The sequence below is a fragment of the Polaromonas potterensis genome (assembly GCF_033446725.1).
Taxonomy (GTDB): Bacteria; Pseudomonadota; Gammaproteobacteria; order Burkholderiales; family Burkholderiaceae_C; genus Polaromonas.
Map to the genome: position 1 here is coordinate 442,919 of NZ_JAWQLX010000001.1, position 22,509 is coordinate 465,427.

Genomic DNA, 22,509 nt, shown 5'->3' on the forward strand with positions numbered 1-22,509 from the left:
ACCCGCTCCTGAATCCATAGCTGTTGGCGCCCGTCCCTCAGGGGCTGGAGGCCGATTGGATGCTTAACGTGGGCTCAACATGGCCATGGTGATACGCGACACACAGGTCAACTCGCCAGCGTCGTTGGTCAGCTCGATGGCCCAGACCTGCGTGCTGCGGCCAATATGCACGGGGCGGGTGATGCCGGTGACCCAGCCGCTGGTGGTGCCCTTGAGGTGGTTGGCGTTGATGTCCAGGCCCACGGTGCGATGGCCGGCGGGCGCGGCAAATGCGGCGCCGCAAGAACCCAGTGTTTCGGCCAGCACCACCGACACGCCGCCATGCAGCAGCCCATACGGCTGGCGCGTGCGTTCATCGACCGGCACACGGGCGCGGATGAAGTCGTCGCCGACTTCCAGAAATTCGATGCCCAGGTGGGTCACCGCGCTGTTGGCGTTATTGGCAGTCAGCAGTTCGAGCGAAATGTCTTGTTTCCAGATACGCATTGCAAATGTCCCCATGGCTTGAATGCCTTGACTATAAAGAGATTGCAGCCTACACGGCGGGCCTGACCCGGCGGCTAAGCTGGGGCTGACATGGAAGCTAGACACAAATGGATGGTGGGCGCCGGGGTGTTGGCAACGCTGGCGGGCGCCGCGTGGCTGGCCCTGGCGCTGTGGCTGCCCAATGATGCATCGTTGGCGGCCAGGGCCGCGACCGAGTTGCAGCGCCGTCTGGGCGTCCCGGTGACGGTAGGCGCTTTGCGCTGGCAATTGCTGCCTGTGCCGGCCGTGGTGCTGATCGATATGGCGACCCAGCAGCCGCAAGCCATCACGGCGAAAAAAATCACGGTTTATCCGAATCTGGCGGCCTTGCTGGATCGCCGGCTCATCGTTAATCGCCTGGAGCTGGACGGCGCCGTGGTGCCGCAAGTGGCCTTGCGCGCGCTGGACCAGACGCTGGACGTGGCCCACGCCGATGTCGGGCGTATTCCCCTGGCGCGTTTGGTGTTTCGTGAGCTGAGCTGGGTGTCGCGCCGCGGCGTGGCTGTGGTCTACGAGGGCGAGGTCGACTTCGACCCAGCCTGGCGGCCGCGCACGGCACAGCTCAGGCGCCCGGGTGTTCAGCCCGCGACTGACCTGGCCCTGAGCCGGCAAGGTCCGGGCGATGTGTGGACGCTTCGCATCCATAGCGGCGGCGGCACGGCGCATGGCAAGGTGCAACTGCAAACCAGCGCCAAGGGTCGGCTGCAGCTGGACGGCCAGTTGCAGCCGCGCGAGATCGAGCTGACGCAGGCGCTGGCGGCCTTCAACCGCCGTTCTGTGGTGGCCGGCAAGGTGTCGGGCGAAACCACTTTGTCGGCCAGTGGTGATACGCTGGGCCAACTCGCCCAATCGCTGCACACCCAAACCCGCTTCACCATGGGCCGCGCCACCTTGCTGCGCCTGGACCTGGACAAGGCCATCCGGAGTTTCGGCCAAAATCACGAGGGGCAAACCGCGCTGGACGCCGTCGCCGGCCAGCTTGACACACAAAACACGCCGCAGGGTATGGTGGTGACTTACACCGGCATCACCGCGCGTTCAGGTGCGCTCACCGCGACCGGCCAGGCCCGCATCGCCAACCGGCAGATCGCGGCCGAGTTTGCGGTCGATCTGGTGGATGGCGTGGTCGGGGTGCCGCTGCAACTCAGCGGCCCGCTGGACAAGGTGAAAGTCTCGGTGCCCCGGGGTGTGGTGGCCGGCGCTGTGCTGGGCACGGCGGTGTTGCCCGGTGTCGGCACGGCTATCGGTGCCCGGCTGGGCGCGACTCTGGGCAAGCTGTTCAGCTCGCCGTCCGAGCCCACTAAAGGCGGTAAAATCTCGCCCGGGAAGTCGCCGCCTTGAAACCACATGGCTGCATAAAACCCGCTCGTGGTGCGGGACTTTGCTTGGGCCGAACCCAACGCGGGGTATATTGGCAGCGGTTCTGAGAGGCGCTTCGCCTGCTGTGACCCACCCAAACCCTAACTTCCACCATGCCCCAGCCCTCTAAAACCTCTACCGCGACCACGCCCCTGGAGCGTGCGCTGGATCAGAACGCCGCCGTCAAAGACACGGTGGCGCAATCGGCCGACGAGTTGCTTGTGATCAACACCGTGCTCAAGCAGGAAATTCCTGACGATTTGCAAAGCGGTGAAGTTGCGCAGGCGCTGCAGAAAACCGACTTGCTGGAAACCCGTATCCAGTCTTCGGCCGAGGACCTGGCGCAGGTGAATCAGGTGTTGGAGCAGGAGATTGATGAACGCGCCAGCCTGGAGCTGGAGCTGAAAAAAACAAAGGCCGCCCTGGCGCAAGCCAAGGCAGCCTCATCATCGACCTAAGAGCGTCAACAGGCTCTTAGTCCCCGCCCAGGGGATCAGCTTTTGGCCTGGCGGTTCAGCAAGGCGTAAAGCAGGATGGCGCCAAAGGTGGCGGTCCCAATGCCGCCCAGCGCGAACTGGCCGAACTTCAAGGTGAAGTCGCCGGTGCCCAGCACCAAGGTGATGGCCGCGACCAGCAGGTTTTTGTTGTCCGAAAAGTCCACCTTGTTGGTGACCCAGATGCGGGCGCCGGCAATCGCGATCAGGCCAAACACCACGATGCTCACGCCGCCCATCACCGGCAGCGGAATCGCCTGGATCAGCGCGCCGAACTTGGGGCTGAAACCCAGCACCACGGCAATCAGCGCCGCCACCACAAACACGGCGGTGGAGTAGATCTTGGTCGCCGCCATCACGCCTATGTTTTCGGCATAGGTGGTGACACCCGTGCCGCCAGCGCTGCCCGACACCATGGTCGCTACACCGTCGCCGATGAAGGCGCGGCCCATGTAGACGTCCAGGTTTTTGCCGGTCATGGCCGTCACGGCCTTGATGTGACCCAGGTTTTCGGCAACCAGAATGATCACCACGGGCACGATCAGCATCATGGCGTTGGCCGTGAACACGGGGGCTGTGAAGTTCGGCATGCCGACCCAGGCGGCGCTGGCGATGCCCGAGATATCGATCGGTTTGCCCCAGCCCAGGCCGTTGGTCAGCAGCGCATAAATCACGCTGGCCATGATCAGGCCGACCAGGATCAAGAGGCGCTGCACCATGCCACGTGTCATCACGGCGACCAGCGCGACGCTGACAAAGGTCACCACCTGCATCCAGGAGTCAAAGTTGCTGGCCGCCATGTTTTTGACGGGGATGCTGGCCAGGTTCAGGCCAATCACCGCGACCACCGCGCCGGTCACCACGGGTGGCATAAAACGTTCGATCCAGTGGGTGCCGACCGCCTGCACAATGAAACCGACCAGGGTGTAGACCGCGCCGCAGGCAATGATGCCGCCCAGCGCCACGCCGATGTTGGCGTTGGCGCCTTTGCCGGCGTAGGCCGTGGCGGCAATCACCACACCGATGAAGGCAAAACTGGAGCCCAGGTAACTGGGCACCTTGCCGCCGGTGATGATGAAGAAGATCAGCGTGCCTATGCCGCTCATCAAAATCGCGATGTTGGGATCAAAACCCATCAGCAGCGGTGCCAGCACCGTGGAGCCGAACATCGCGATCACGTGTTGCACACCCATCACCGAGGTTTGCGGCCAAGGCAGGCGCTCATCGGGCCCGATCACACCGCCTTGTTGCAACACGGCGCTGCTTTTTTCTGTCCAGCTCAACATTCCCATCAATCTCTCTCCTCAAGTTGTAAGTGCCGCAATGCTAGGGGCAATGTTGGCCTCACACAAGAGTGGATGTGCGCGAGCCTGCAAACGCAGCGCGCCGGCCAAGGACCGGGGCTTAAGCCCGCGCCGGCAACACCGTGCCCCGGCTTTCGCCGAAGCCAATCCGTGCGAAGCCGGGTTTTTCACACCAGCCGCGCAGGATCACGGCGTCGCCGTCGTGCAAAAAGGCGCGTTGCTCGCCGCTGCTGGTCAGCGTGATCGGCGCCTTGCCGCCCTGGGTCAGCTCGATGATGGCGCCGGCCTGGTCTTGCGTCGGCCCCGAGATGGTGCCGCTGCCGAACAGGTCGCCGGGGTTGAGGTTGCAGCCGCCCATGGCGTGTTGCGTGACCATCTGGCTCACGTTCCAGTACTGGTGGCAAAAGTTGGTGCGTGTGATGCGCGAAGGCGCCAGGCCTTGGTCGCGCATCTGCTGCGACTCGACCTGCACTTCAAGCTCGATCGACAAGGCGCCCCGCGCGCGGTTGCCCGCATCGTCCAGGTAGGCCAGCGGCTGCGGCTCATCGGCCAGACGTGTGAAGGGCAGGCGGTAGGGCGCGAGTGCTTCCTGCGTGACGATCCACGGCGAAATCGTGGTGCAGAAATTTTTGCCCAGGAAAGGGCCTAGTGGTGCCATTTCCCAGAACTGGATGTCGCGCGCCGACCAGTCGTTGAGCAGGCCGTAGCCGAAGATATGTGCGTCGGCCTGCGCCAGCGGAATGGTCTCGCCCTGGGCATTGCCCTGGCCTATCCAGATCGCGAGTTCAAGCTCGAAATCCAGGCGCGCGCAAGGGCCGTAGACCGGCTGCGGCTTCGTGCCGGGCGCGGGTGGTGCGGACAGCGCCTGGCCCATGGGCCGGTGAAATGTCTGGCCGCTGACACCGATGCTGGAGGCACGGCCGTGATAAGCAATCGGGATCCACTGGAAGTTGCTGGTCAGCGGGTCGTCCGGACGCGCAAGAGCGCCGACATTGCGCGCGTGGTGGATGGAGGTGTAGAAGTCGGTGTAGTCACCGATGTGCGTCGGCACCGTGTGTTCGATGCCGGCCAGCGGGTGTAGCGCGGCACGCACGGCGTCGCTGGCCGGGCCGCTGGCGCCGTCCTTGAGCGCGGCAAACAGCGCGTGGCGCAGGGCGCTCCAGGCGGCGGGCCCCATCGCAAAAAAATCATTCAAGGCAGGCAAAGCGCAGGCCGTGGCGGCCTCGGCGGCCAGGCCTTGCAAGGCGCCGGATTGCGCGAGCGCCGCCAGGCAAATCACCTGGTCGCCGATGGCGACGCCGCCGCGAAAAGCCTCGTTGCTGCCCTGGCGGCGAAACACCGAGAACGGCAAATTCTGGATCGGGAAGTCGGCGCCAGCGCTATTGGCCGAGGCCAGCCAGCTGCGGGCGCCGGCGTCATGGGTGTGATTCAGTGTGTGCATGATTTGCTATCAAATTAGTAGCTGTTTGCGCTTATAGGATAAGGGCTAGAGGTCAATTTTTCTTAAAATTGGGGCAGGCGCGCGGTTTCAGCGCGAGGCCATCAGCGCGTCATCAAAAATCGCCACCGCACGGGTCCAGCCGGCCGAGGCGCCGCGAATCTTGTGCGGAAAACAACTGATGAAAAAACCGTTGGCCGGCAGGGCTTCCAGGTTGTGCATTTTTTCGATGTGGCAATAACCAATATCGCGGCCGGCCTTGTGGCCTTCCCAGATCAGCGAGGCGTCTTTGGTTTCTTCGTAGAGTTTGGCGGTGTGCACAAAAGGCGCGTCCCAGCTCCAGGCGTCGGTGCCGGTCAGGCGCACGCCGCGCTCCAGCAAATACATGGTGGCCTCGTAACCCATGCCGCAACCGGACGACACGTAATCGGGGTTGCCATAACGCGAACCGGCCCGGGTGTTCACGCACACAATTTCCAGCGGCTGTATCGTGTGCTCGATGCGTTGGAGTTCGGCTTCCACATCGGCGGCGGTCACCACATAACCATCGGGGAAGTGGCGAAAGTCCAGTTTCACGCCGGGCTGGAAACACCATTCCAGCGGAACCTCGTGGATGGCAATCGCTGGTTTTTTCTCGCCCAGCGCTTTGTCCATGGTCGAGTGGAAATGGTAGGGCGCGTCCAGATGCGTGCCGTTGTGGGTGGACAGGCTGACCTTTTCCACGGCCCAACCTTCGCCATCGGGCAGGTCGCCCTTGCGCAGGCCCGGAAAAAAACTCGCAATTTGTTCGGCGGTGTTTTCGTGGGTGAAATATTCGATCTTCGGCTGGAAGGCCGGCGGGTCGCTCAGCACATCGTTTTCCAGAAAGATCGACAAGTCTACAAATCTACGGGCCATGGTGCTTCTCCTAAGGTGTACGGGATGAAAAACTAGATTCAGTGGCGGCGCTGCCAGCGCAGCAGCCGTTTTTCGGCCAAGGCGAGGAAGGCGTTGCTGACAAAACCGATGGCGCCCAGCAAAACGATGCCGGCGAACAATTCGTTGGCGCGAAAAGACCGTGCCGCCAGCAGAATGGCCTGGCCCAGGCCGTTCTGCGAGGCGATCATTTCGCCGACCACCGCCAGGATCAGCGAGACCGTCATCGACAGCCGCATGCCGGCCAGGATGTCGGGCATGGCGCTGGGCAGGCCCACCTTCCAGATAAAAGCGCTCTTGCGCATTTGCAGCGCGGCCGCCACTTCGCGCAGCCGTGGCTCGACACTGGCAAAACCATGGATGGTGGCCAGCAGCACCGGCCACATCGAGCCAAACGCCACCACAAACAAAACCATGCTGCCGCTCAGGCCGAAGATGGAAATCGCCAGCGGTAAAATGGCCGAGGCCGGTAGCGGCCGGATGAACTCCAGGGTGGGCAAAACCCAGGCGCGCGCCGTGGCCGAGATGCCGATGAGCGCACCCAGGCCTATGCCCAGCAGCGATGCTAGCAACCAGCCTTTCAACATACGTTGCACCGTGCCCAGGGTGAAGGCCCCGAGTTCGCCGGGCACGTCGCCAGGCGCCAGGTTCAGGCCCTGGGCCAGCGCCGCCAGGGTGGCTTCGGGCGTGGGCAGAAAAACCTTGTTCACCCACTGGAAGTGGCTGGCCAGCCACCACAGGACCAGCAGCGCAGCCAGCACGCTGGCGGACTCCAGCGCGGGCAACCAGGGTATGCGCCGCACCGGTTTTGTTGCTGAGAAACTCGCGGGCACAGTGGCTTCTATCCCTTGGCTCATCACAGCGCTCCCATGTGGCGTGCCAGCCGCTGCTGCAAGTACAGAGTTGCTGCATTGATGGCAAAACCGGTCAGGCCTATCCAGAACAGCCAGGCCAGCATCAGCGCGGGATCCATGCTTTGTTGCGCAATCATCATGGCGTAACCCATGCCGTGCGGGTTGGCGGCGATTTCCACCGTGACCGCGACCACCAGCGCAATCGCGACACCCAGCCGCAAGGCGACAAACAGCCGCGGCACCATGGCCGGAATCACAATTTTGCAGACGCGTTCTACTGGCCCCAGGCCGAGTGCGTTGGCGACTTCGAGCAAGGTGGGTTCCACCTGGCGCGCCGCTGCCTGCGACAGAATCAACATGGGCCAGAAGGTGGCGAAGGCGACCACGCAGAGCTCCATACGCAGGCCGAAGCCGAACACCAGCATGGCCAGCGGGATCAGCGCCACCGAGGGCACAGGCCGCAAGACCTCGACCGACAAAAAACTCATACGTGCGGCGCGTGGCGACAGGCCCAGTATCACCCCCAGCAACATGCCCAGGCCGGCGCCCAGCAACAGGCCCAGGCCGGCCGTGCCCAGTGTGAAACCTGTGGCTTGCCACAGGTCTTTGCCCTGCAGCGCGCTGAGAAAAGTCAGGAAGGCGGCGCTGGGCGGTGCCAGTGCATCGCTGCTGCCGCCCAGGCCGCGTACCCACCATTCGAAGGTGATCAGCAGCAGCGCCGGAAATACCAGCGCGCGCAATGTTTGCAGAAAACGGATGGCCATCAGTGGTGCCCCAGGAACTGGTACAGCTCGCGGCGCAGGCGCAAAAATTCGGGGTGTTCCTTGGTCGTGAGCTGGTCGCGCGGACGCGGAATTTCAACGTTGATCATCGCGGCCAGGCTGGGCGCTTGCGCCGTGGGATTGGCACGCAGCGCCACCACCCGGTCGCCCAGGTAAATCGCTTCCTCCAGGTCGTGTGTGACAAACAGCACCGTCAGGCCGCTGTCGCGTACCAGCCGCGACAACTCGTCCTGCAGGCCGGCGCGTGTCATCGCGTCGAGTGCGCCAAAAGGTTCGTCCATCATCATCAGTTCGGGTTGTTGCGCCAGGCAACGCGCGATCTGCACGCGTTGCTGCATGCCGCCCGACAGCTGGGCCGGAAACTTTTGCGCATGGGCTGTGAGGCCGACGGTGCGCAGCACTTCGTCGATACGTGCCTGGCGCTGCGCCGGTGCCACTTTGGCGGCCTCCAGCGCCAGCGCGATATTGCCGGCCACCGTGCGCCAGGGCAGCAGGGCGCGGCCATAGTCCTGGAACACAAAAGCCACTTCACGCGAAGGCTCGGTCACTGGCTTGCCGTGCCGCAGCACCGCGCCGGCGCTCGGGGTCAGAAAGCCGGCGGCCGCGCGCAGCAGCGTGGTTTTGCCGCAGCCCGAGGGGCCGATGATGCAGACAAATTCACCCCGCTTGACCTCGAAAGAGGTGGGTGAAAGAATCTCGCGGCCGCCGAGCTGGATCGCGACCTGGTCGAAACGCAACAGTGTCATGCTTCGCCTTACACCAGTTGTTGCGACAGCTTGATGTCGGTCTTGAGCATGTTCTGCTCGCGCATCATGTCGCGCCAGTAGACCAGTTGTTTTTCGCTGATCCGCGGGCCGGGCGTGCCGACCTGCATGGTGGCCAAGACCTCGGGTGGCAGCTTGATGAATTTGCCGATGTGTTCGCGCACTTTCTTGTCGTTTTTCGGGTTGTTGACGAAGGCGGCGGCTTCCACCACGGCTTCGCGGAAAGCCTTCACGGCCTGCGGATTTTTCTGCGCCCAGTCGCGCCGCGCGGTGAACAAAATGCTGGGCATGCCTTCGGTCAGGAAGGTGCTGTAGTAGGACGCGACGTAACCGGTGTTGGCCGCCAGAATGCGCGACATGAAGGGGTCGGCCGTCACCACGCCATCGACCGAGCCACCACGCAGCAGGTCGCTGTGTTGCGGGAAAGAGGCTTCAACGAAAGTGACTTTGGTGTAGTCCACACCGCTGTTTTTCAGCCAGGCGCGAAAGGTCACATGCAAAAAAGCACCCAGGCCGGGCACGCCGATTTTTTTGCCTATGCAGTCCTGGGCCGTCTTGATACCGCTGCCCGAACGCGCGACAAAAGCCAGGTTGGTGTTGCTCTTGCTGCCCACATTGCCGCCGGCCACCACCACCTGGTCCAGGCCGGCGTCCACCGCCTGCAGATGCACCGAGGGTGTGGGGCCGCCCATTTGCAAAGAGTCGGACTGGATCGCGGCCGGGATCGAGGGGTTGAGCGGAATGAACTTGGGCTCCACGTCCAGGCCGCGTTTGCTGAAGTAGCCTTCCTGGCTGGCCACAAACACGGTGACAAAGTCGCTCACGGCGGTGTAACCAAACACAATCTTGGTGGCGCTTTGTGCTTGCGCCGGCAAGGTGGCGGCGCCCAGGGCGGCCACTGCGCTGCCCAGCAGGCTGCGGCGATTGAGCGTGAACAAGGGTTGGGACGGGGTCATGGTTGTCTCCTTTTTTTGGCGGACGGGGGAAGAGGAACGGCGGCATGCGTGATGACGCCGCGCATGCCGTGGACGATGAAGGCCACCAGCAGCGGTGCGGCGGCCGGGTCGTTGGCCAACACGTCGCCGCCGGACAGGCGGGTGACACGCTGGTCATGGATGTGGTGTAACAAGGCGCCGAGGGCGAATTGGTAACACCAGGCCACCGTGCTGCGTGTGACGCTGGGACTGTCGGCGCTCAGTGTTTGCTGCAGTGCGGCGATGAAGGCATGCGCTAGGGGATCGAAAAATTCGCGCAGCACCGGGTCGCCCACCTCGGAGTGCACGCTCAAGCCCTGGGACACCAGGCGCGCGTAATACTCACCCTCGGGGCTGGCGCGCAGGCGCAGCACCGGTCCGATAAAAGCTTCGACGATGCGGTGCAGCTTGTGCGGATCGTGCGGGAGCCGCTGGGCTTCGGCGAGTTCGGCCAGACGTTGTTCGATGGTGCCCGACCAGTGCACAAAGATGGCGTGAAACAGCTCGTGCTTCTGGCCGTAGTAATAACCCACCAGCGCCAACGGCACGCCGGCCTCGTCGGCAATCTGGCGTATCGTCACCGCGTGGTAACCGTGTGTGGCAAACAGCTTTTCCGCGGCCAGCAAAATCGCCTGCTTGCGGTCCGGGCGGGGCGCTGCATCCCGTGCCTTGCGGGCGTGGGGTGTTGCGGAGGACGACGGTTTCACGGGCGGTGTCATGCCAGTATTGAACGCTTGTACAAGAAAGTTGCACACCCGTACAAACCCTGATAATTTAAGTTTGGCGATCCGGCCGGCCCGCGCTAACCTGTGGCGCATGGCCCCCACTTCCCCTTCCTTTATTCCCCAGATCCGGCTTTACACGAACTGGCTGCGCGATACGCGCGGGCTGTCGTTTGATTCCTACGATGCCTTGTGGCGCTGGTCGGTCACCGACCTCGACGCGTTCTGGCAAAGTGTCTGGGACTACTTTGAACTGCAGTCGCCCACAAAGCACAGCGCCGTGCTGGCCGACAGGAAAATGCCGGGCGCACGCTGGTTTGTGGGTGCGCAGTTCAACTACGCGCAGCAGGTGTTCCGGCATGTGGGCAAAGCCCATGCCGCCGGTTTTCCGGCCTTGATCAGCCACAACGAAAAAAGCCTGGCAGGCGGCGAGCAAGCGCGCGCGTTGAGCTGGCCGGAGCTACGCCGCCAGGTCGCTTCGCTGGCGCTGCATTTGCAAGCGCAAGGGGTGTTGCCGGGTGACCGTGTGGCCGCTTATCTGCCGAATATTCCGGAAGCCATGGTGGCGTTTCTGGCCGTGGTCAGCATCGGTGGCGTCTGGAGTATTTGCGCGCCCGACATGGGCACCAACGCCGTGCTGGACCGCTTCAAGCAGATTGAACCCAAGGTGCTGATTGCCTGCGACGGCGTGACTTATGGCGGGCGCGATGTTGACCGGAGCGCCGTGCTTGCCGAGTTGCGCGCGGCCTTGCCCAGCGTGCAACATGTGATTCTTCACAACAATTTAAACGCTAGCAATTCGATAGCTGATTGCGTCCTGTTTGAAAGGGCTACAGCACGAAATGATGCACAAACCCAGGCCTTTGAACCGCTCTGGCTGCCGTTTGACCATCCCTTGTGGATTGTTTATTCCAGCGGCACCACCGGCCTGCCCAAACCGATTGTTCACGGCCACGGCGGCACCGTGATCGTGGCGCTGGCGTTGAAAACGCTGCACAACGACGTCGGTTGCAGCTACGCGGCCAACTCCTGGGGCGAACGCTTTCACTGGTACAGCTCCACCGGCTGGGTCATGTGGAACGCGCAGATGAGCGGCCTGCTCAATGGCACGACCTGCTGCATTTACGACGGCAACCCGGGCGGCAGCAAGGAGCAGCCGGACTGGACCACCTTGTGGCGTTTTGGCGCCCAAGTCGGCGCCACATTTTTCGGCGCCGGCGCGGCCTTTTTTGCCAACTGCATGAAGGCCGGTATAGACCTGTCGCGTTGTGGTGACCTGACGCAAGTGCGTGCGCTGGGCAGCACCGGTTCACCTTTGTCGGAAGAGTCGCAGCGTTGGGGTACGGCGCAGTTTGAAAAGATAGGCACACCGGACGTGCGCCGCGCCGGGCCGCCTCAAGCAAGCACCACCCCCTCAGGGGGCAGCGCATTACACGAAGTGAAAAGCGTGGGGGAGCCGATCTGGTGGTGCAACATCTCGGGTGGTACAGATTTCGCAGGTGCGTTTATAGGCGGCAACCGCGAGCTGCCGCAAGTCCCCGGCGAGATGCAATGCCGACTGCTCGGCTGCGCCGTCGAGGCCTGGAACGAAGCCGGCCAGCCCGTCATCGGCGAAGTGGGTGAACTGGTCTGCAGCCAGCCGATTCCGTCCATGCCGCTCTACTTCTGGGGTGACACGGGCAATGCGCGTTACCTCTCCAGTTATTTCGACATGTACCCGAATGTCTGGCGCCACGGCGATTGGCTGAAGGTCACACCGGCGGGCGGCTGCATCATTTACGGCCGCTCCGACGCCACCATCAACCGCCACGGCCTGCGCATGGGCACCAGCGAGTTGTACAGCGCGGTCGAGGCCTTGCCCGAGGTGATCGACTCGCTGGTCGTCGATCTGGAGTATTTGGGCAAGGACAGTTACATGCCGCTGTTTGTGGTGTTACGTGAAGGTGTGGCGCTGGACGAGGCCATGAGGGCCAAGCTGAACAACGCGATCAAGACCGCGCTGTCGCCGCGTTTTGTGCCCAACGCGATTTTTCAGGTGGCCGACATCCCGCGCACCCTGTCGGGCAAAAAGCAGGAGTTGCCAATCAAGAAACTGCTGCTGGGCCAGCCGCTGGAGAAGGTCGTCAACCGCGACGCCATGGCCAACCCGGCCTGCCTGGCGTGGTATGTTCAGTTTTCGGAAAACTACCTGAGCAAGAGGGCATGATGAAACGACGACTGATGACGATGGCCGCGCTGGGTGTGTTCGGTTTATTGACGGCTTGTGCCACCGGCCCGGCCTCTTCGCCGCCGGCCACAACGCCCGCCGCGCCGGCCGCAGCCACCGGCTTGCGCGTGAGTGGCACGATTTCTTATTTGCAGCGTATCGCACTGCCGCCCGATAGCGAGGTGATTGTGCAGCTGCGTGATGTCTCGCGCATGGACACCAAGGCCGACATCCTGGCCGAGCAGCGTTTCACGACGCGCAGCCAGGTGCCGCTGTCTTTCGAGTTGACGGTGGACCCCGCAAAAGTTGACCCCCGCATGCGTTATGCCGTGGCCGCACGTATCGAGCAGGGCGGCAAGTTGCTGTTTATCAACGACAAGATTTACCCGGTGCTCACACAAGGCAAGGGCAACCATGTTGACTTGATCTTGCACATGGTCGCCCGGCCCTGAGCCAGAGCGGACGGCTTTAACGGCTACCCAGTTCGGCCAGGATTGCGGCCCGGTCCTGGTCCAGCAGGGGCGGCTGGCTGCGCACCGTCGCGCCATGGCTGCCGACACGCACCGGGTTGCCCGCCACCGTGAGGGCGGTGCCGCCGGCGGTGGACACCGAGGTCAACATGCCCCGCGCCTTGACCTGCGGGTGCGCCATGATCTCCGGCACCGTGTTGTATTCCCCGGTGGGAATGCCGTTGCGGGTCAGCAGTTCGCCCCAGTGCGCGCGCGACGCGCTGGCCAGGCGGGCCTCCAGCAGCGTTTTCAGCGCCTGATGGTGTTCACAACGTGCGGCATTGCTGGCAAAACGCGGGTCCTCCAGCAAGGCCGGCAGCTCCAACAAGGGGCACAGGCGCTGGAACACCGCGTCGCTGCCGGCCGCGATGACAAACCAGCCGTCCGCGGCCTTGAACACATCGAAGGGCGTCATGGACGGGTGGCGTGAGCCGATGGGACCCGGCACCTGGCCGCTGGCGCTGTAACGTGCAATCGGGTTCTCCAGCAGCGCCACCTGGCAGTCCAGCATGGAGACGTCGACCCGTTCGCCCAAGCCGGAACGTTCGCGTTTCAGCAAGGCAGACTGCGTTCCGATAACCGCATACAGGCCGGCGCCCATGTCGCCGATGGACACGCCCACACGCGCCGGGGCGCCGTCGGGCGCGCCCGTCACACTCATGATGCCGCTCATGGCCTGCACCACCATGTCGTAGGCCGGTAAGGTGCGGTAGGGGCCGGTCTGGCCAAAGCCCGAGACGGAGGTGAACACCAGGCGCGGGTAACGACGGTGCAGCATCTCCCAGTCGTAGCCGAGTTTTTCCATGGTGCCGGGCCGAAAGTTCTCCACCAGCACATCGGCGCCTTCCAGCAGCGCTTCAAAAACCTGGCGGTCGGCCGGCGCTTTCAGGTCCAGCGCAATCGATTCCTTGTTGCGGTTCACCGACATGAAATAAGCCGATTGCCCATCCACAAAGGGGCCGATCTGGCGCGCGTCGTCACCCTGGCCGGGCTGCTCGACCTTGATGACGCGGGCACCGAGGTCGGCCAGCATCTGGGTGCAGAAAGGACCGGCAAGCACCCGTGTCAGATCCACGACGGTGATGCCGCGCAGCGGCGCGTCGGCGGGCACGGCGGAGACATTTGTCATTGCAAGGAGGCTCCGGATTGTTGTGTCAGTCCCTTGGAGATACGCCCCTCGGCCAGGGCCCACTCGCGGAAGGCCTCGATGGAGGCCGACGGTGCCGCTTCATTGCCCGACTTTTCCAGCCTGGCCTTGACCTCCGGATCTTTCAGGGCTTCGACGCTGGCATCAAACAGCTTCTTGCTGATGTCTGCGGGCAAACCGGCCGGGCCGAACAACCCGAACCAGAACGTGAAGTCATAACCCTTTACACCGGCATCGGCCATGCCCGGCGAGTTGGGAAACAGCGCCGAGCGCTGCGCCGTCGTGGCCGCCAGAATCCGCAGCTTGCCGGCTTGCACCAGCGGAAGAATGGACGGGGGTGTGCCGAAAGTCATTTGTACGTCACCGGCGGCGACCGCCTGGATGGCGGGTGCACCACCCTTGAAGGGCACATGCAACATGTCGATGCCGGTGGCTTGCGTGAAAGACAGGCCGGCCAGATGCGTGATCACGCCGCTGCCGGACGAGGCATAGGTGAGTTTCCCGGGGCTCTGGCGTGCCAGCCGGATCACATCGTTGACCGACTGGGCGCTGAAATCCTTGTTGACGGCCAGCAGCAGAGGCGCGGACGACCAGCGCGAAATCGGCGTGAAACTGCGGGCGCCATCGTATTTGACACTTTTGTACAGCAGCTGGTCCGAGCCATACAGGTTGGCACTGCCCAGTAACAGCGTGTAGCCGTCGGCGGGCGCCTTGGCCACCAGGTCGGAGCCTATGGTGGTGCCCGCGCCGGCGCGGTTGTCGATGATGATGGGCTGGCCCAGGATGCGGCCCATTTTGTCGCTCACCAGACGGGCCACGGTGTCGGCCCCGCCGCCGGGCGGAAAACCCACGACCAGGGTGATAGGTTTGCTCGGGTAGCCTTGCGCCAGGGCCCCGGTGCACAGGGCGAGCAGGGCCAGGCCCAGCGTGGATCGGATTTTGTTCATGGTTTGTCTCCTATGGTTTTTTTGAGACCCCGCGCCCAAGGCTGTGGATGCGGGTCGGCGGCCGGTTTTATCGGCCGTGGAACAGCGGTGCTCGTTTTTCGCGCCAGGCCAGGCCGCCTTCGCGCAGGTCGTCCGAGCTGATGCTGCGTTGCACCTCGCGGGCGATCGCGTCCGGGTCGGTTTGGCCCCGGGCAATCAGGTTCAGATGTTTTTTCATGCCCAGCAGGGCGATAGGTGCCATGGCGGCCAGGGTCTGGCTGAGGTCTTGCACCGCGGCCTCGGGCGAGGGGCCGTCGACCAGCTGGGTCAGGAAACCGCAGTCGCGCATGGCCTGGGCCTTGAGTTTTTCGGCTGTCAGGAACAGGCGTTTGGCGGTGTCCAGGCCCAGACGGGTCACGTAACGCGTCAGCCCGCTTTCGTAGAAGTGCAGGCCCAGGCGGGCGGCCGGCATGAACATCTCCGCGGTTTGACCGCCGACCCGGAAGTCGCAGGCCAGGGCCATGTCGGTTGCGCCGCCATAAATGCCGCCGTGGATGGAGGCGATGGTGACGGCCCGGCAGGCCTCCAGTGCATCCACCATGTCGCCAAAGGCGCTGCCTTTGTTTTGGCTTTGACCGACCTCTGATATATCATAGCCGCTGCAAAAGTGTTTTCCCTGGGACTGCAGGACCAGCACCAGCACCTCGGGTGCCTGGTTGACAGTCTCAAAGTGGCGAATCAGGACCGGCAAGTCGTCCGGCGTGAGTTTGTTGGCGACCTTGGGGCGGTTCAGCGTGATGCTGGCGATGGGGCCATCGATGTGAAGCAGGGGTAGCATGTGTATTAGATTGACTATTAGATATATCTGAAAATTTAATGGATATCCCTATGACTCGGCAACCCGTAAAAACCCTAGACCCCGACCGTTTGCAGGACCGCATTCGTTTGCAACTGGAGCAGGACATCCAGACCGGAAGGCTGGCGCCCGGCATGGCGATTGACGAAAAAGCCCTGGCGCAAAGCTTTGAAACCTCACGCACCCCGGTGCGTGAGGCCTTGTTGCTCTTGGGCGCCAAGGGGCTGGTCGACATCATTCCGCGCACGGGGATTTACGTGCACCGGCCCAGCGCCAGTGAACTGGTGGCCATGATGGAAGCGCTGGGGGAACTGGAGGGTGTGTTGGCCCGGCTGGCCGCCCTGCGGCTCAACCCGGCATTGGCCGGGGCCTTGCGCTTGGCCTTGCAGGGCACGGCCGAGCAGGCCGCGGCCCAGGATGCAGCGGCTTATGAGCGCGCCAACGCCACGCTGCACGAGGTGATTTACACGGCCAGCAGCAACCCGTTTATCGTGGAGCAGACACGCACGGTGCGGCTGCGCATGTCCGCCTTCAGGGGGCAGTTGTTCGAGAAGGCGGGGCGGCTGGCCCGCTCACAGGCCGAACATGAGGCGGTCGTGAGCGCCATCCTGGCGGGTGACGCCGAGGCCGCGGCCGAGGCCATGCGCGAGCATATTTCGCAAGGCGGCAAGGTGTTTGCCGACCTGGTGCTGAGCCACAAGCTGCAGTGAGTTAGCTACAAGTCAGGCGGCGACACGCGGCTTGCGGTTCACCAGCACAATGCCCAGCGCCACCAGCACCAGCGCGGCCAGCAGGCTGGGGCTTGCCGTTTCTTTCAGCCACCAGGCGCCGAACAGCAGCGCAAACAGCGGCGTTAAAAACACAAACACGGAAATTTTGGTGGCTGGGTAACGCCCCAGCATCCACATCCAGGCCAGGTAGCTGGCAAAAGCGCCGACCACGGTTTGCAACACCAGCGAGGTGATGGCAAACGGGCTGAAGGACCAGACCCAGGCCTCGCCCAGCGCCAGCGACAAGACCGGCAAGGCCAAGGTGCTGACCGCCACCTGGTAGAACAACAGTTTTTCCGCCGACACCTTGGCCAGCGACGAGGCACGTATCACCACCGTGGTCAGTCCCCACAACATGCCGGCGACCAGCGCCATGGTGTCGCCGACCCAGGTCGAGGCCGCACCGGCGCTGAAACCTTCCCGCAAGGCAAACGCCACGGCCGCAAACGCACAGGCCAGGCCCACCCATTGCACCGGCCTCAGGGTTTCGGACTTGACCCAGAAGGGCAGCAGGGCGGCGACCCAGAACGGCGAGGTGTAGAGAAACACCGTGAGCCGCGAGGCGCTGGTGTATTGCAGGCCCACATACAGACAGGCAAATTCGGCCGCAAACAGGCCGCCGGCCAGCAAGCCCGCACGCAATGAGCCGTCGGCCGCAAACAGCTTGACCCCGCGCCAGGCGCACCAGAGCAGCAGCAGCAAGGTCGCCCCCGCAAAACGCAGCGAGGCCTGGAAAGCCGGCGCCACTTCCACCAGCGTGGCCTTGACCAGCACCTGCTGGAAACCCCAGAACAGGCAGCAGGCCAGCAGCAGGGACATGGACAAGGTGTCGAGCTGGGTTTTGCGTGAGGTCATATAGAAAAAAGGTTGAAATTCAGGGCGCTTGGACCGCATAACGCGGTTTGGCCCGGGTGCCTGTCATCAGCAGGGGCACCACGGCTTCCACGTCCGGCACGGCCTGGGCCGCCTGCACCAGGCGCGGGATCAGGGCGGGCTGCGACACGCAACCTTCGAGAAACACCCAGCGCCGCTGGATGGTGACCCAGACGCTGCTGCTGGCCACCCCAGGCACAGCCTGAAGTGCGGCCTGCACCGGCACAGCCAGTGTTTTGTCGTAGCGGTAGGCATTGAAATCCTGGCACTGGCCGGCCCTGAAGCAACGGGTGCCGCGTTCGATGCGGCCGTGGGCTTGCTGGCGTTGTTCTTCCTCGGTCAGCATCGGCCCCAGCGGCACCGGACAGGCCGTCAGGCCGCTGCTGAGCTGGAAAAACGGGTCGTCAAACCAGTTCTTTTTCTCGGGTGGGGCTTGTGCGCGGACGTTGGTGGATAGCAGGGCGGCCAGTATGCCAAGCAGGCAGGTCAAGGGTCGCCAGGTCCGCGCCATGGGCTTACAAGGGGTGTTCGGTGTAAAAGCGGCCGCCGTGAAACAGCAGCGGCGCCGCGCCGGCGCGGTGACTGCAGCGCTCCACCTCGCCGACAAAAATCACGTGGTCACCTTCTTCATAACGGCTGCGGTTGAAACATTCAAAGGTGGCGGCGGCCCCGGTCAGCAGCGGTGCGCCGCCCACCCCTTCGGTCCAGTCCACATCAGTCCAGCGGCCATCGCGTTTGCCGGCAAAACGTTCGGCCAGTTCTTTCTGGTCGGCCGCGAGGATGTTGATGGCGTAGTGGGAGCCGGCGCTCAGGGTGGGCATGGACCCGGCCGCCTGTGCCAGGCTCCAGAGCACCAGTGGCGGCGTCAGCGAGACCGAGTTGAAGGAGTTGGCCGTCAGCCCGACCAGCTCGCCGCTGGCGGTGCGCGCAGTAACAATCGTGACTCCGGTGGCAAACATGCCCAAGGCGGCGCGGAACTCGCGCGGTGAAAAACTCGGTCGGCTGGCTTGACGTGGGGGAGCAGGGGGCAACATCCGGCTAATTTACCTGAAGCGTCAGGCAGCCGCCCGGCCCCGACGGCCACGGTCCGCCGCGTAAAATTGCTGGATGCGAATCTGTTGGCCCGCTGCCGTCTTGGCCGCTTCCTTTTTTATAGCGGCTGGCGCCCATGCGGCGGGGCCTTGTGACGACTTTGTTCGTAAACTCCCGAACGTCAAGCGCAGCCTGTGCGAGGCCGCCCAGCTTCAGGCCACGACGGCGCGGTCGGTTCAGGGCCGGACCTTGTGGGCACGCGACATCCAGCCGGAAGACAGCAAGCTGCGTGTGCTGGTGCTGGGCGCCATCCATGGCGACGAGTTGTCTTCGGCTGCCGTGGCGCTGCACTGGATCGCGCTGGCCGAGCAGACGGCCGCGCCCTGGTCGCAGGCCATCCACTGGCGTTTTATCCCCGCGCTCAATCCCGACGGCCTGCTGGCCACGCCGCCGCGCCGCGTCAATGCCAATGGCGTGGACCTGAACCGCAACTTCCCGACACCGAACTGGGCGCGGGATGCCAAGGTCTACTGGGAAAAACGCACGCGCAAGGACCCGCGCCGCTGGCCGGGCCACCAGCCGCTGTCGGAGCCGGAGTCGGCGTTTTTGCACAGCGAGATGCAGCGCTTCCAACCGAACCTGATTGTCAGCATTCATGCGCCTTATGGCGTGCTGGATTTTGACGGCCCCTCGGTGCCGCCGTCCCGACTCGGGCGCCTGTACCTCGACCAGGTCGGGATCTTTCCGGGATCGCTGGGCAACTACGGGGGGGTGCACAAGGGCGTGCCGGTGGTTACCATCGAGCTGCCCAACGCGACACGCACACCGCTGGACGCCGAAACGCGCCAGATGTGGCTGGATCTGTTGCGCTGGATGGGCGAACGCCTGGGCCCTGATGCGCCGCCGCGTTCACCGCGCGTACCATGAGGTGGCGCTGCGAGCCGGCCCCAGGCTGAATTTTTAGGAAAACCAGCCGTTAGTCCTTGAGGGGATGGCTGTCACACGTTATAAAAAGGGACCCGGGGCGCCCATGCAGAGCTAGACGCGATGGCGTGTGTGTTTTGGACAAGGGGTGAGCGCTTCGAAGTTTGGCAAAAAACATCGCGGCGAACCTGGTCCAGGTTTGGTCCTCAGGGCTACGATGTCAGCCGCAGTTTCACGGGGCCGACAGGGTCGTCCGGCCGGCCGAGCAGGCTGCACGGCGCCTGTGAAAAATAGAAAGGCACAAGAAGGCGATGGCATGTTGAGTTCATGGGGGCTGCGCTCCCGTTTGGTGTTGCTGGTCGGGGTGGCGCTCACGCCGGTGTTCGGCCTGTTTGGCTGGGTTTCTGCCGACAACCAGGCAACGGCTTTGCGGCTGGCCCAGGCCCGTCTGCAGTCCGATGCCCTGCTGGTCGCGGCGCACCAGCAGCCGCTGGTGGAGTCCGCCAAGCAGTTGCTGGGCGACATCGCCAACTCCGCTACCGTTCAAAACAAGCAGGCCGATTTGTGTGGTGACTACCTGCGCAGCCTGCAGGCGCTGCAGCCGGCCTATGCCGGCTTGGGTGTGGCGGCGACAGATGGCACGGTCATCTGCAATTCCCGGCCTATGCGGGTCGGCATCAATGCCAGTGCGCACCCCCTGTTCAAGCGGGTTTTGGTCAGCCGGCAATTCGAGATTGGCGACTACGGCGCCGAACGCAGCATCGGCAAGGCGGGTGTGGGTTTTGTGATGCCGGTGTACAGCCCGACCGGGGTCTTGAGCGCCGTGGCCTTCACCGCCGTGGACGTGCATGCGTTCAGCGCCGCGCTGGCCGAGGTTACCGTTGATGCGGGCGTCAGCGTGAGCCTGACCGACCGCAAGGGCACCATCCTGGCGACACACCCTGCGGACAGCGCCCTGGTCGGCACGGTGCAGCGCGATGCCGCGGTTCGCAGGTTTTTGCAAGACCCGCAGACCGGCACCGATGAAGCGCTGGATGCCGAAGGCCATCGGCGTCTCTACGCCTTTGCGCCCGTGCCGGGTGCCGCGAGCGGCGCGCTGTTTGTGGTGGTCAGCATGCCGCGTGCGCTGATTGCCGCGAAATCCTGGCATGTGTTTGTGCTGGAACTGGTCGTCCTGCTCGGCACGGCCTTGTTCGGCATGGGGTGCGCCTGGTGGATGGGCCGGCGCCTGATCGTCGCGCCGGTGCAGGCCATCCTGCACGAAGCCAATGAGCTGGCCGTCGGCAACCTGGCGGCCCGGGTCGAGGTCGGGCCGGTGGGCCAGGGGGAGTTGGGCCACCTCGCCCGCACCTTCAACCGCATGGCCGAATCATTGCAGCTGCGTCAGGGAGAACTGGATGGCGCGCTGGCCCGCATCGGCAAGGAACACGACTTGCTGGAGTTGATCATCAACAGCATGAGTGAAGGCGTGATTGCGGCCGATGTCGATGGCCGTTTCCTGCTGTTCAATGCGGCGGCGAAAAAACTTTTTCCTGCCGTGGAGGCGGGCACCACGCTGACGGACTGGCGTGAGCACCACACGCTGATTTCGCCGGACGGCCAGACGATTTACACGCCGCACGACAGGCCGCTGAGCCGTGCCATACGCGGCGAAAGCATAGACAACTGGGACTTGCAGCTGCGCAGCGAAAAAAGCGGCGACCGGGTGTTGCGCATGAACCTGCGGCCGCTGCGCAACCAGGGGCAGGCGTTGATAGGCGGGCTGGTGGTGTTCACCGATATCACCGAGCGCCAGCTCGCGGACCAGGAACTGGCGCGCACCAACCGGGCATTGAAAATGCTCAACCGCTGCAATGAAGCCCTGACCCGCATGGACGACGAAGCCGGCCTGCTGCAGCAGGTGTGCCGCCTGGCGGTGGATGTGGGCGGCTACCAGATGGCCTGGGTCGGGTATGCACAGGACGATGCGAAACGCAGCATCCTGCCGATGGCACATGCCGGCCACGAGGCGGGTTACCTGTCCACCATTCAGCTGAGCTGGGACGCCGAGCAGCCCAACGGTCGTGGGCCGGCCGGCCAGGCCATACGCAGCGGCCAGGCCAAGGTCAGCGAAGACATCACGCGGGGCGCCAACCACTTCCATTGGCCGGAGGAGGCCGCGCGGCGTGGTTACCGCAGCGCCGTGGTCTTGCCTTTGCGCGATAGCCGCCGCACTTTCGGTTTGCTGGCGTTGTACTCCGCGTCGGTGGAAAAACTCGCCGACGACGAAATCAAGCTGCTGCAGGAGCTGGCTGATAACCTGGCCTTCGGCATTGGCAACGTCCGCTCGCGCCTGGAGCGCCAGCAGGCCCAGGCAGAAATCCTGCGCCTCAACGCCGGACTCGAAGAGCGCGTGCGGCAACGCACGGCGGAGTTGCAGATGGCCAACCAGGAGCTGGAGGCGTTTTCGTACTCGGTCTCCCACGACTTGCGCACGCCGCTCAGCGCCATCGATGGTTTCAGCGGCCTGCTCGAGAAGGACTTCAACGAAGGCAGCGCGGTCAGCGACAGTTGCCGGCATTACCTGAGCCGCATACGCGCCGGGGTGGCGCAAATGGGTGAGTTGATCGACGCACTGCTGTCATTGGCCCGGGTCTCGCGCATCAGCCTGCGTTGGGACCGGGCCGACCTGAGTGCCATGGCCAATGCCGTGCTCAGCGGTTACCGCGAGCGTGAGCCCGACCGGAAAGTGCAACTGGCGATCGCGCCCAACCTGCGGGCCCAGGGCGATCCACGCCTGTTGCAGCAGGTGCTGGAGAACCTGCTGGGCAATGCCTGGAAGTTCAGTTCCAAGCAGCCGCAGGCCCGCATCACCTTCGGTTGTGCGCGCGGCCCGGACGGCCAGGCCGTGTATGCCGTGCATGACAACGGCGCGGGTTTTGACATGACCTATGCGGACAAGCTGTTTGGCGCCTTCCAGCGCCTGCATACGGTGACCGAGTTTGCCGGTACCGGCGTGGGCCTGGCCACGGTGCACCGCATCATCACACGGCATGGCGGCCGGGTCTGGGCCGAGTCGGCCCCGGGCCAGGGGGCCACGTTTTATTTCACCTTGGGCCAGGCGCCAGGGCTGGCCCAGCCTGTACTCGCATGACG

22 protein-coding genes are annotated in these 22,509 nt (G+C 63.9%); 7 read left to right on the forward strand and 15 right to left on the reverse strand.

From position 1 onward, the window contains the following. Positions 1 to 63 precede the first annotated feature (63 nt). Positions 64 to 486 carry a hotdog fold thioesterase gene (locus tag R6254_RS02150; protein ID WP_318404349.1) on the reverse strand — a complete coding sequence of 141 codons (423 nt, stop codon included), beginning with the start codon at positions 484 to 486 and terminating at the stop codon, positions 64 to 66. Positions 487 to 576: 90 nt separating this feature from the next. Between R6254_RS02150 and R6254_RS02155 the strand changes: the two genes are divergently transcribed. After that, on the forward strand, positions 577 to 1,866 hold the full coding sequence (locus R6254_RS02155; protein ID WP_318404040.1) for an AsmA-like C-terminal region-containing protein: 1,290 nt from the start codon (positions 577 to 579) through the stop codon (positions 1,864 to 1,866). Between the two features lie 131 nt (positions 1,867 to 1,997). Beyond that, positions 1,998 to 2,342 carry a hypothetical protein gene (locus R6254_RS02160; RefSeq protein WP_318404042.1) on the forward strand — a complete coding sequence of 115 codons (345 nt, stop codon included), beginning with the start codon at positions 1,998 to 2,000 and terminating at the stop codon, positions 2,340 to 2,342. A 35-nt stretch (positions 2,343 to 2,377) separates the two neighbouring features. On the opposite strand, the gene R6254_RS02165 is transcribed toward R6254_RS02160, so the two are convergent. The 8 genes from R6254_RS02165 to R6254_RS02200 all read right to left on the reverse strand — a co-directional run bounded on the left by R6254_RS02165 (position 2,378) and on the right by R6254_RS02200 (position 10,128). Continuing rightward, positions 2,378 to 3,670: a solute carrier family 23 protein gene (locus tag R6254_RS02165; protein WP_318404044.1), complete on the reverse strand. Its 1,293-nt coding sequence runs from the start codon at positions 3,668 to 3,670 to the stop codon at positions 2,378 to 2,380. A 112-nt stretch (positions 3,671 to 3,782) separates the two neighbouring features. Then, positions 3,783 to 5,123, reverse strand: a complete 1,341-nt coding sequence (gene fahA, locus R6254_RS02170) for a fumarylacetoacetase (protein WP_318404045.1) — start codon at positions 5,121 to 5,123, stop codon at positions 3,783 to 3,785. An 87-nt stretch (positions 5,124 to 5,210) separates the two neighbouring features. After that, positions 5,211 to 6,017 carry a cyclase family protein gene (locus R6254_RS02175; RefSeq protein ID WP_318404046.1) on the reverse strand — a complete coding sequence of 269 codons (807 nt, stop codon included), beginning with the start codon at positions 6,015 to 6,017 and terminating at the stop codon, positions 5,211 to 5,213. A gap of 38 nt (positions 6,018 to 6,055) precedes the next feature. Further along, entirely contained in the window at positions 6,056 to 6,892 is an 837-nt protein-coding gene (locus R6254_RS02180; RefSeq protein WP_318404047.1) for an ABC transporter permease, read from the reverse strand. Continuing rightward, positions 6,892 to 7,653, reverse strand: a complete 762-nt coding sequence (locus R6254_RS02185; protein ID WP_318404048.1) for an ABC transporter permease — start codon at positions 7,651 to 7,653, stop codon at positions 6,892 to 6,894. The genes R6254_RS02180 and R6254_RS02185 overlap by 1 nt, the downstream gene beginning before the upstream one ends. Further along, positions 7,653 to 8,417 carry an ABC transporter ATP-binding protein gene (locus tag R6254_RS02190; RefSeq protein WP_318404050.1) on the reverse strand — a complete coding sequence of 255 codons (765 nt, stop codon included), beginning with the start codon at positions 8,415 to 8,417 and terminating at the stop codon, positions 7,653 to 7,655. The genes R6254_RS02185 and R6254_RS02190 overlap by 1 nt, the downstream gene beginning before the upstream one ends. An 8-nt stretch (positions 8,418 to 8,425) precedes the next feature. Then, complete coding sequence (locus R6254_RS02195; RefSeq protein WP_318404051.1) at positions 8,426 to 9,391, reverse strand: ABC transporter substrate-binding protein; 966 nt, start codon at positions 9,389 to 9,391, stop codon at positions 8,426 to 8,428. Beyond that, positions 9,388 to 10,128 carry a TetR/AcrR family transcriptional regulator gene (locus R6254_RS02200; protein ID WP_318404053.1) on the reverse strand — a complete coding sequence of 247 codons (741 nt, stop codon included), beginning with the start codon at positions 10,126 to 10,128 and terminating at the stop codon, positions 9,388 to 9,390. Before R6254_RS02200 ends, R6254_RS02195 begins: the two co-directional genes overlap by 4 nt. Before the next feature lie 97 nt (positions 10,129 to 10,225). On the opposite strand from R6254_RS02200, the gene R6254_RS02205 reads away from it, so the two are divergent. Then, complete coding sequence (locus R6254_RS02205; protein WP_318404055.1) at positions 10,226 to 12,337, forward strand: acetoacetate--CoA ligase; 2,112 nt, start codon at positions 10,226 to 10,228, stop codon at positions 12,335 to 12,337. Continuing rightward, on the forward strand, positions 12,337 to 12,789 hold the full coding sequence (locus tag R6254_RS02210) for a YbaY family lipoprotein (protein WP_318404056.1): 453 nt from the start codon (positions 12,337 to 12,339) through the stop codon (positions 12,787 to 12,789). The genes R6254_RS02205 and R6254_RS02210 overlap by 1 nt, the downstream gene beginning before the upstream one ends. 16 nt (positions 12,790 to 12,805) lie before the next feature. On the opposite strand, the gene R6254_RS02215 is transcribed toward R6254_RS02210, so the two are convergent. The 3 genes from R6254_RS02215 to R6254_RS02225 form a co-directional block, all read right to left on the reverse strand. After that, on the reverse strand, positions 12,806 to 13,975 hold the full coding sequence (locus R6254_RS02215; RefSeq protein WP_318404057.1) for a CaiB/BaiF CoA transferase family protein: 1,170 nt from the start codon (positions 13,973 to 13,975) through the stop codon (positions 12,806 to 12,808). Beyond that, positions 13,972 to 14,940, reverse strand: coding sequence for a Bug family tripartite tricarboxylate transporter substrate binding protein (locus R6254_RS02220; protein WP_318404058.1), 969 nt, complete (start codon positions 14,938 to 14,940; stop codon positions 13,972 to 13,974). The genes R6254_RS02215 and R6254_RS02220 overlap by 4 nt, the downstream gene beginning before the upstream one ends. A gap of 67 nt (positions 14,941 to 15,007) precedes the next feature. Then, the gene (locus R6254_RS02225) at positions 15,008 to 15,757 is read right to left on the reverse strand and encodes an enoyl-CoA hydratase/isomerase family protein (protein WP_318404060.1); all 750 of its coding nucleotides are present in this window, start codon (positions 15,755 to 15,757) and stop codon (positions 15,008 to 15,010) included. 50 nt (positions 15,758 to 15,807) lie between these two features. Between R6254_RS02225 and R6254_RS02230 the strand changes: the two genes are divergently transcribed. Next, positions 15,808 to 16,485, forward strand: a complete 678-nt coding sequence (locus R6254_RS02230; RefSeq protein WP_318404061.1) for a GntR family transcriptional regulator — start codon at positions 15,808 to 15,810, stop codon at positions 16,483 to 16,485. Between the two features lie 12 nt (positions 16,486 to 16,497). Here R6254_RS02230 and R6254_RS02235 read toward each other — a convergent pair whose 3' ends face one another. The 3 genes from R6254_RS02235 to R6254_RS02245 are packed head-to-tail and all read right to left on the reverse strand — an operon-like array spanning position 16,498 to position 18,452. After that, positions 16,498 to 17,400, reverse strand: coding sequence for a DMT family transporter (locus tag R6254_RS02235; RefSeq protein WP_318404062.1), 903 nt, complete (start codon positions 17,398 to 17,400; stop codon positions 16,498 to 16,500). A gap of 19 nt (positions 17,401 to 17,419) precedes the next feature. Beyond that, positions 17,420 to 17,929 (reverse strand): BON domain-containing protein, encoded by a 510-nt coding sequence (locus tag R6254_RS02240; RefSeq protein WP_318404064.1) that lies wholly within the window; start codon positions 17,927 to 17,929, stop codon positions 17,420 to 17,422. A gap of 4 nt (positions 17,930 to 17,933) precedes the next feature. Beyond that, complete coding sequence (locus tag R6254_RS02245) at positions 17,934 to 18,452, reverse strand: flavin reductase family protein (RefSeq protein WP_318404065.1); 519 nt, start codon at positions 18,450 to 18,452, stop codon at positions 17,934 to 17,936. Positions 18,453 to 18,552: 100 nt separating this feature from the next. Between R6254_RS02245 and R6254_RS02250 the strand changes: the two genes are divergently transcribed. Beyond that, positions 18,553 to 19,377 carry a M14 family zinc carboxypeptidase gene (locus tag R6254_RS02250; RefSeq protein ID WP_318404067.1) on the forward strand — a complete coding sequence of 275 codons (825 nt, stop codon included), beginning with the start codon at positions 18,553 to 18,555 and terminating at the stop codon, positions 19,375 to 19,377. A gap of 313 nt (positions 19,378 to 19,690) precedes the next feature. After that, positions 19,691 to 22,507 (forward strand): ATP-binding protein, encoded by a 2,817-nt coding sequence (locus R6254_RS02255; protein WP_318404069.1) that lies wholly within the window; start codon positions 19,691 to 19,693, stop codon positions 22,505 to 22,507. The last annotated feature ends 2 nt before the right edge of the window (positions 22,508 to 22,509 follow it).

Coding starts and splice junctions, on each gene's coding strand:
- R6254_RS02150 (WP_318404349.1), bottom strand. CDS start 486: ATGCGTATCTGGAAACAAGACATTTCGCTCGAACTGCTGACTGCCAAT.
- R6254_RS02155 (WP_318404040.1), top strand. CDS start 577: ATGGAAGCTAGACACAAATGGATGGTGGGCGCCGGGGTGTTGGCAACG.
- R6254_RS02160 (WP_318404042.1), top strand. CDS start 1,998: ATGCCCCAGCCCTCTAAAACCTCTACCGCGACCACGCCCCTGGAGCGT.
- R6254_RS02165 (WP_318404044.1), bottom strand. CDS start 3,670: ATGGGAATGTTGAGCTGGACAGAAAAAAGCAGCGCCGTGTTGCAACAA.
- fahA (WP_318404045.1), bottom strand. CDS start 5,123: ATGCACACACTGAATCACACCCATGACGCCGGCGCCCGCAGCTGGCTG.
- R6254_RS02175 (WP_318404046.1), bottom strand. CDS start 6,017: ATGGCCCGTAGATTTGTAGACTTGTCGATCTTTCTGGAAAACGATGTG.
- R6254_RS02180 (WP_318404047.1), bottom strand. CDS start 6,892: ATGAGCCAAGGGATAGAAGCCACTGTGCCCGCGAGTTTCTCAGCAACA.
- R6254_RS02185 (WP_318404048.1), bottom strand. CDS start 7,653: ATGGCCATCCGTTTTCTGCAAACATTGCGCGCGCTGGTATTTCCGGCG.
- R6254_RS02190 (WP_318404050.1), bottom strand. CDS start 8,417: ATGACACTGTTGCGTTTCGACCAGGTCGCGATCCAGCTCGGCGGCCGC.
- R6254_RS02195 (WP_318404051.1), bottom strand. CDS start 9,391: ATGACCCCGTCCCAACCCTTGTTCACGCTCAATCGCCGCAGCCTGCTG.
- R6254_RS02200 (WP_318404053.1), bottom strand. CDS start 10,128: ATGACACCGCCCGTGAAACCGTCGTCCTCCGCAACACCCCACGCCCGC.
- R6254_RS02205 (WP_318404055.1), top strand. CDS start 10,226: ATGGCCCCCACTTCCCCTTCCTTTATTCCCCAGATCCGGCTTTACACG.
- R6254_RS02210 (WP_318404056.1), top strand. CDS start 12,337: ATGAAACGACGACTGATGACGATGGCCGCGCTGGGTGTGTTCGGTTTA.
- R6254_RS02215 (WP_318404057.1), bottom strand. CDS start 13,975: ATGACAAATGTCTCCGCCGTGCCCGCCGACGCGCCGCTGCGCGGCATC.
- R6254_RS02220 (WP_318404058.1), bottom strand. CDS start 14,940: ATGAACAAAATCCGATCCACGCTGGGCCTGGCCCTGCTCGCCCTGTGC.
- R6254_RS02225 (WP_318404060.1), bottom strand. CDS start 15,757: ATGCTACCCCTGCTTCACATCGATGGCCCCATCGCCAGCATCACGCTG.
- R6254_RS02230 (WP_318404061.1), top strand. CDS start 15,808: ATGACTCGGCAACCCGTAAAAACCCTAGACCCCGACCGTTTGCAGGAC.
- R6254_RS02235 (WP_318404062.1), bottom strand. CDS start 17,400: ATGACCTCACGCAAAACCCAGCTCGACACCTTGTCCATGTCCCTGCTG.
- R6254_RS02240 (WP_318404064.1), bottom strand. CDS start 17,929: ATGGCGCGGACCTGGCGACCCTTGACCTGCCTGCTTGGCATACTGGCC.
- R6254_RS02245 (WP_318404065.1), bottom strand. CDS start 18,452: ATGTTGCCCCCTGCTCCCCCACGTCAAGCCAGCCGACCGAGTTTTTCA.
- R6254_RS02255 (WP_318404069.1), top strand. CDS start 19,691: ATGTTGAGTTCATGGGGGCTGCGCTCCCGTTTGGTGTTGCTGGTCGGG.